Annotated in this window: 8 protein-coding genes and 1 pseudogene; 5 read left to right on the top strand and 4 right to left on the bottom strand. The window is 67.7% G+C overall.

What is annotated here, in order from left to right; genetic code table 11:
- Positions 1–141 (top strand): annotated as a pseudogene (locus tag A5775_RS25380) (thioredoxin-disulfide reductase); the annotation flags it as partial.
- Between the two features lie 189 nt (positions 142–330).
- On the opposite strand, the gene A5775_RS11710 reads toward A5775_RS25380, so the two are convergent.
- On the bottom strand, positions 331–915 hold the full coding sequence (locus A5775_RS11710) for a TetR family transcriptional regulator (RefSeq protein ID WP_067252108.1): 585 nt from the start codon (positions 913–915) through the stop codon (positions 331–333).
- 85 nt (positions 916–1,000) lie between these two features.
- Here A5775_RS11710 and A5775_RS11705 point away from each other — a divergent pair, with 85 nt between their 5' ends.
- Entirely contained in the window at positions 1,001–1,402 is a 402-nt protein-coding gene (locus tag A5775_RS11705; RefSeq protein ID WP_067252113.1) for a nitroreductase family deazaflavin-dependent oxidoreductase, read from the top strand.
- Positions 1,403–1,404: 2 nt separating this feature from the next.
- Entirely contained in the window at positions 1,405–2,058 is a 654-nt protein-coding gene (locus tag A5775_RS11700) for a carboxymuconolactone decarboxylase family protein (RefSeq protein WP_067252106.1), read from the top strand.
- Between the two features lie 13 nt (positions 2,059–2,071).
- Here the strand turns inward: A5775_RS11700 and A5775_RS11695 are convergent, their stop codons facing one another.
- Positions 2,072–3,457, bottom strand: a complete 1,386-nt coding sequence (locus tag A5775_RS11695) for an FAD-binding oxidoreductase (protein ID WP_067252104.1) — start codon at positions 3,455–3,457, stop codon at positions 2,072–2,074.
- Between the two features lie 187 nt (positions 3,458–3,644).
- On the opposite strand from A5775_RS11695, the gene A5775_RS11690 reads away from it, so the two are divergent.
- Positions 3,645–5,117 carry a serine/threonine-protein kinase gene (locus A5775_RS11690; protein ID WP_067252102.1) on the top strand — a complete coding sequence of 491 codons (1,473 nt, stop codon included), beginning with the start codon at positions 3,645–3,647 and terminating at the stop codon, positions 5,115–5,117.
- Here A5775_RS11690 and A5775_RS11685 read toward each other — a convergent pair whose 3' ends face one another.
- Entirely contained in the window at positions 5,118–5,594 is a 477-nt protein-coding gene (locus tag A5775_RS11685; protein ID WP_067252099.1) for a DUF1707 domain-containing protein, read from the bottom strand.
- 69 nt (positions 5,595–5,663) lie between these two features.
- On the opposite strand from A5775_RS11685, the gene A5775_RS11680 reads away from it, so the two are divergent.
- Positions 5,664–6,266, top strand: a complete 603-nt coding sequence (locus A5775_RS11680) for a TetR/AcrR family transcriptional regulator (protein ID WP_067252111.1) — start codon at positions 5,664–5,666, stop codon at positions 6,264–6,266.
- Positions 6,267–6,270: 4 nt separating this feature from the next.
- Here the strand turns inward: A5775_RS11680 and A5775_RS11675 are convergent.
- Positions 6,271–7,394, bottom strand: a 1,124-nt coding sequence (locus A5775_RS11675) for a cytochrome P450 (RefSeq protein WP_067252096.1), incomplete at its 5' end; no start/stop codon positions are given.

Below are 7,394 nucleotides of genomic sequence, written 5' to 3'. Positions count from 1 at the left end.
ACCTACCGCCAGGCCGTGACCGCGGCCGGCAGCGGCTGTTCGGCCGCCATCGACGCCGAACGCTGGCTCGCCGACCACGAGGAAACCGACGTCGACGCCTCCGTCACACCGGCTTTGGGTCGAGAGTCGTTGCGTAGCTGAGGGTTACGTCGCGACGTCGGGCGACGGTGAGCCACATGCGCCACTTTCGTCTCTCCGGGAGACGGCACGTCTTTTGCCCACCTCTGCGCGACAACACGCGGCGCGACGATGCGTTGTCGCTCAGAGGCGGGCACTTCGCATGGTCGTCCGGCCCCGCTTCACCGTCGGCCACGACCTTCCCGAGGCTGTCTAACTCTTCGGCGTGAGGTGGGCGGCGACGATCGGCGTGACCCGCGCAATGAGTTCGGCCACCGAAGCGGACGCGATCGGCTCGACCTGCAGGACATGACGCAAGTAGGCGATGCCCAGGAGTTGGCCCATGGCCAGATCGACACGCAGTTCGGTGTCCGCCCCCGTCAGCAGCTTGGCCAACTCCGGATACAGCTGGCCCGCAATGAACTGACGCACCAGGGCGGCCGACTCGTCGTGGGTGGCGGCACCCCGGAGGATCGCCAGTAGGGAAGCGCGAGAGTCTGGCTGCTCCCACGCTTCGAAGAACACCCGCGTCAGGCGCGCGCCGAGTTCCTCGCGATCGCCGCCGGCGATCCGCGCGCTGATCTCGGCCGGATCGAACGGCCACCCCATGGTGGACCGGAAGAGCTCGGCCTTGCTGCCGAAATAGTGCCGGATCAGCGCCGGGTCGACGCCGGCACCGGCGGCGATGTCGCGGACCGAGGTCTTGTCGTATCCCGAATTGGCGAACAGCCGCCGAGCGGTCGCCACGATGTCGTTCCGGGTGTCGGGGTTGCCCGGGCGTCGTCCAATGGGGGGCACAATCCAGAAATTCTACAGTCGTTGACTTCCGGATGTCTCGGCGTTAGCGTTGACTCATAAATTCCCCGAGTGAGGAGTTGTGGAGATGCCAGCACCGCGATGGGTTGCCCGGGCCAACAAGATCGGCCTCAATCGATTCACCAAGTTCATTGCCCCGTGGGCGCCGGGATGGGGCGTCGTCGTCCATCGCGGGCGCAAATCGGGGCGCACCTTCCGCACCCCGCTGTGGGTCTTCCGCCGCCACAACGGGTTTGTGATCGCGCTGACGTACGGTCCCGAAACGGATTGGGTGCGCAACGTCCTCGCCGCGGGCGGCTGCGAACTGCAGACTAGGCGGCGGCGCTACCAGCTCGGTGCCCCGGCCGTGTTCCGTGACGAGAACGCGACCGACATGCCGGCGTTCATCCGGTTCATGCTGCGCCGGGTGATCAAGGCGCCGGAGTTCCTGCGGCTCGACATCGTGAGCCAATTGGCAACGGCGCGTTGACGATGGATCTCCCGAGCAGCCCGCTAGGGGAGCTGGATCCGCAATTCGAGAAGCTCGGAGTTGAGGTGGCCGCGTTCACGTTCGGGCTACCGGGGACCAGCGTTCGCGAGAAGCTGCTGCAGACGCTGACGCTCGATATCTGCCGCTCGCATCTGGGCCTGGCCTTCCGGATGCACGTCACCGCGGGGACCATGAATGGTCTTACCTACGCCGAATTGTTGGCCGCGATCCGGTTCGTCGCCCCGTACTCGGGTTACCCCGCGGCGGCGGACGCACTGGCCCGCTTCACGGAGATAGCGACCGAGATCGGATTGGACACAGGCGATCTCGGGGAGGAACCGACGCTGGGCGCGATGAACAACGCGGCGGGGCGTCTCGACATCGCCGACGAATGGACCGCCAATTTTGTCGACTGGCAGCTTTCCCGGGCGTGGTCGGAGGACCTGTTGAGCAGGCGCGAGCGCGCCATCATGGCGCTGACCTCCGATGTCGGCCAGCAGGATCTCGATGAGTCGCTGCGCCGGCACGTCGAACTCGCGCTCGACGTCGGTCTTAGCACGGACGACGTCCGAAACGTGATTCGCTTCTGCGCCGAGTACGGCGTCGGGCGCGCCGTGGCGGCCCTGGGGGAGCTCGACCACGTGCTTGTCGGCTGAGCGTCTAGGGGGATTACGCGTCGCCCGAAGCGAATACGACGTCGGGGTTGAGGATCCCGGCTGGGTCGAAGCTGGCCTTGATGCGGCGCATCAAGTCCACCTTGACCGGGTCCTCGAGCTCGACGAAGTACGGGGTCTTCGCGCGCCCGAGACCATGTTCGCCCGAGATCGCCCCGCCCAATTCCATTGCCAGCGCGAAGATGTCGGTCAACAGCTTCTTCCGTGTCGCCGGATCAGGGCAGAAGATGGCCAGGTGCACGTTGCCGTCGCCGGCGTGCCCGCAGCCGGCCGCGGCGCCACCGGCCGTCGTCGCCAAATCGCGCGCGGCGGACAGGAACTTCGGCATCGCGCCGCGCGGCACGACCGCGTCGATGAGGTCGTCGGCGTTGAGCGCCTTGAGCGTCCAAAACGCCTTCTCGCGCGCCTCGATGAGCTTGCGGGCCGCACCGCCGTCGAGCACATAGGCGTCCACCGCACCCAACGCGGCGAGCAGCTCACCCGCAGTCTCGACATCCTCGCCCAGGCGCTCGGCGGTCCGGTTCTCCAGCGCCACAACAAGATAGGCCTGGCAGCTGTCGCGGATGTCGTCGGGAACGCCGAGCTCCAGGTTCTGCGTATGGACCAGGGCGGCCATCGTCACGTTGTCGATGTACTCCAGGATGTAGGGCGCCACGCCGCTGGCGAGGATCTTCGGCACCGCCTGCATGACCTGGTCAAAATCGGCGAACGGCGCGAGCACGGTAGCGCTGTGGTCCAGGCGCGGATGCAGCTTGACGATCACCTCGGTGGCCAGCGCCAGGGTGCCTTCGGAGCCGACGATGAGCTGGGTCAGGTCGTAGCCGGTGGAGATTTTGGCGATCTTGCCGCCGGTGCGGATGATCTCGCCGGTGGGCAGGGCGGCCTGCAGTCCGAGCACGTTGTGGCGGGCGACGCCGTACTTGACCGCGCGCATGCCGCCGGCGTTGGTGCCCACGTTGCCGCCGACGCTGGAGGACAGCTCGCCGGGGTGGACCATGTACCGCAGCCCGGTGCCCACCGTCGCGGCGTCCAGGTCGGTGAGCGTCACCCCGGGTTGGACCACGGCGACCTGGTTGGTGACGTCGACCTCGAGCACGGCGTTCATGCGCTCGAAGGAGATCAGCAGCCCGTCGGCGCGGGGGATCGCCGCGCCCGACAGGCCGGTGCCCGAGCCGCGGGCCGTCACCGGCACCCCGTTTTCCGAGGCGGCCTTGAGCAACTGCGCCACCTCGCCGGCGGTCGCGGGCTTGGCCAGGTACGCCGGTTGTTGCGGGGGCTTGGTGAGCACCTCGTCGTGCGCATAGTCCTCGGAAATGGCGTCGCCCGTGAGTAGGTTGTGCGCGCCGACGATGGTGGCGAACTGCGCCGTCATGTCGGTCATCGAAGGCCCACCTTCTCCCGCGTCGGACAGCCACTGTATCGCGGGGTGCGGCGGCCGCCGATGCACGATAGCGTCGGTCGGCGGTACCGTGCGGTTGCGCCACGCGTGAGGCCGCACACGTTAGGCCGTCGCCCGATCTGGGAACCCGCGAGCTGGACTGTGTTCGACCGTGCGAAAGGATTGCTCAGTGACCTCCTCGTCCCGCGGTGCGCGGCTCGGTACCCGGTTCGGGCCGTATGAGCTGCGATCACTGATCGGCACCGGGGGAATGGGCGAGGTCTATCGGGCCTACGACACCGTTAAGGACCGGATGGTCGCGCTCAAGCTATTACGTGGCGAGACGGCCGCGGACCCCGGCTTCCAGCAACGTCTTTGGCGCGAATGCCGCAAGGTGTCGCGACTGCAGGAGCCCCACGTCCTGCCGCTGCATGACTTCGGCGAGATCGACGGGGTGCCGTTCATCGACATGCATCTGGTCGACGACGGAGGGAGCCTCAAGGACCTGCTGCGCGAGCAGGGCGCGTTGGAACCCTCGCGCGCGGCATCGATCACCGCGCAGGTGGCGCGGGCCTTGGACGCCGCGCACGCCGCCGGGCTGGTGCACCTCGACGTCAAGCCCGAAAACATCCTGCTCACCCACGACCACTTCACCTTCCTGGCCGACTTCGGCATCGCCGAAGCCGCCGGCGACGACAATATTTCGCGGACCTACATGGCGCCGGAGCGGTTCACCACCGGACGCAGCGGGCCCCAGACCGACGTCTACTCGCTCGCGTGTGTGCTCTACGAGTGCCTCACCGGGCAGCCGCCGTTCGAAGCCGAGGACCCGGGGGAGCTGAAGAGCGCGCACCTCCTGTCGCCGGCGCCGCGGCCCAGCATCATGCGCCGTGGGGTCGGCCGCGACTACGACGACATCATCACCCGGGGCATGGCCAAAGCGCGCACGGCGCGATTCGATTCGGCCGGCTTACTGGCCCGGGCCGCCAGCGAAGCGGTATTCGCGGCGTACGAGCCGGTTTCTGTTGCGGCGGGCGGGGGTCCGCCTCGGACGCGTCCGTTGCCGGTGGTGTCGCCCGATTTCAGTGAGCCGGGCGACGGTCCCCCGACGGGGGCTGCGCCGTCACGGCCGGCGGCTCGGCTGGCTGCCGGACGCATGCCGCTCGTGGTGACCGCGGTGGCGGCGGTGCTGTTGATCGCCGGGCTGGTGCTGTCGGTGAAATCCGTTGTCGGCACTCATCACAACAGTTCGGCGCCCCCGCCACGCTCGACGGTGAAGGCGGCCGCACCTCCCGCGTCGTCGAGCCCGCCGCCGCTGACGCCGACGCTGTCGCGTCCGGTGAAGGGCGCCGACGGGCTGGGGTTCGTCGGCGAGACGGCCCGCTGCGACCCGGGCAATCCGCCGGCCGCCGTGGTGCGTACCGCCAAGTCGCTGGCGGTGGTATGTGAGAACCTCAGCGGGACTTACTATTACCGTGGCGAGCGGATTCGCGATGGCGCCAACATCGAACTTTCCCATGCGAAGCGCGTCGGAGACGGATTCGACGTCACCAATCCGGTGGACGGCGTCGTCTACGAGGTTCGTCCGGACCGGCTGCAGATCATCAGCTACGGGCATGTCGATTCGTCGGAGCCCGTCTTGCAGTACGCGACGGCATCGTAATCACCACGGACGCGCGCAAGGGGTGAACACGGCCGAAAACATTGGCTGCCAACGGCTTTGCTTGAGGCGCGGCGTCCCCACGGCGTGGCTGACGAGTCCGATTCCCGCGCCGAGGATGGGCCAGATCGGCCAGAAGTAGGTGGCGTCGGTCGTCAGCGCGACGGCAGTCCAGACGGTGAGCACGATGACCACCATGGCGAGGTACGCGGCGAGGTGGGCGCGCAGTCCGCGACGGGCCGCGGCGACGCGGGCAGCGCGCCGGCGGGGATCGTGGCGCCGGATGCGATCGAGCGGCAGGCCGGCCAGCAGTTCGTCGAGCTCGTGGGCGGTCTGCGTCTGGAACACGATCTGTAGCCGTCGGTCGTACTCGTCGATCTGCAGGTAGCCCTGGGCGAGGGCCTGGCCGAGGAGGTCGGCCGTGCGCTCCCGGTCACGGGTGCCGGCGAGCCTGGATGTGGTGTCAAGCAGATTCGTCATCTCGTCTCCTTGGTCGCCGATGTGAATGCCATTAACATAATCCCTAATGTTAATGTCGTCAACATGGCTGTGAAGCGGTCGACCGCGCGCCGGCGGGAGAGCTATCACCACGGCGATCTCAAGCGCGCGCTGACCAGCGCCGCGCTGTCGCTGGTGGCCGAGAAGGGGCCGAAAGGGTTCACCCTCACGGAGGCGGCGCGCCGCGCCGGGGTCAGCGCCGCGGCGCCGTACCGGCACTTCGCCGACAAGGCCGAGCTGCTGGCCTCCGTCGCCGAACAGGGCTTCCGCGACCTGCACGACGCGTTGGCCGCGGCGGCCGATCGCGTGTCGGATCCGAAGGAACGGGTGACCGAGCTCGGCCGCGCCTACGTGCGGTGGGCCATTGCCCATCCCGATCACTATCAGGTGATGTTCGGGGCCGGGCCGGTGAAGGCCGAGCAGCCGAGCTTGGTGGGGGCCGGCGGGCAGGCGTTCGGAGACCTCCTCGACGCGATCAACCAATGCCAGGAGGCCGGGATCGTCGCGGCTCAGGATCCCCGTGTGGTGGCCGGGCCGCTCTGGTCGCTGGTGCACGGCATCGCGTCGCTGGCCATCGGTGGACACCTGCGCGCGGTGGGCATCGCTCAGGATCCCGACGAACTGGTCGCCGGCGTTGTGGCGCAAGTGCTTTGAGCGATCACCAGGGCCGTGATGTGTCTCGGCTGGGTCCCGGTGCGAAGGTGACCGGGAGCGTACCCAGCCCGGTCATGCTCGGGTTGCCCAGGTATTGGTGGACGTTTTCGACGTCGACCTGGTAGTCGGGGGTGCGGTCGAGGACGGCCTTGACCATCACGGCCGACATCAGCCGGGCGAGATGCGATCCGATGCAGCGGTGCGGGCCCAGGCCGAACGCGACGTGGCGGTTGGGTGCGCGGTCGAGGATGATCTCGTCGGGCCGGTCGAACTCGATTTCGTCGTGGTTGGCCGAGAGCCAGCTAAGGACGACGCGGTCGTTTTTTCTCAGGCATTGGCCGCCGAGGACGACGTCGTGAGTGACTGTGCGGCTGAGGGTTTGGTTGACCGAGAAGTAGCGCAGGAATTCGTCGGTGGCGGTGCGGTAGAGCTCGGGGCGGTCGATGAGTTGCTGTCGGAGGTCGGGGTGGGTGCCCAGGTGCAGGAGGGTGAGCGCGGTGTGTGAGGTGGTGGTGTCGACGCCGCCGCCGATGAGGTTCCACAGGATGTTGAGCAGCTGTTCGTCGGTGAGGCGGTGGCCGTCGAATTCGAATTGCAGCAGGAAGCTGGCCAGGTCGTCTTCGGGGTTGCTGCGTCGGGCCGTGGCGAATTCGATGACTTCTTGCATCATGGCGGGCACTTTGGCGATCGCGCCGGCATACTCGTCGCTGTCTTGAGGGACGGCCATGACGGAGTGAAAGAGGTTGGCGTACAAGTGCCAATTGTCGTAGGGCAGGCCCATCAGCTTCATGGTCAGGATGGCCGGGACCGGGCTGGCGTAGTCGAGCACCAGGTCCATGCGCCCTGTTGTTATCTGTTGGTCGAGGAACCAGTGGGCGGATTGCTCCATGAACGGCTTGAGTTTCTCGACGGCGCCGGGAGAGAAGAACGGGGCCAGCGCGTGCCGGAGGGCTTGGTGGTAGGGGCCGTCGACCTCGCCGATGCCCAGGGCCGGTTGGCCGTCGGGGCGCGGGACGCCCATCTCGCCCTGGTAGTCGACGCCGTCGGGGGCGTGGGGTTCGTATTTGTGGGCGAAGGTGTCGCCGTCGCGGGCGGTGTGACTGACGGCGTCGTAGCTGCTGAGGTACC

Origin of the sequence: Mycobacterium sp. 852002-10029_SCH5224772 (genome assembly GCF_001667315.1) — a bacterium.
GTDB lineage: Bacteria > Actinomycetota > Actinomycetes > Mycobacteriales > Mycobacteriaceae > Mycobacterium.
Note: the sequence above shows the minus strand (reverse complement) of the source record. Positions and strands in the feature narration are given on the sequence as shown.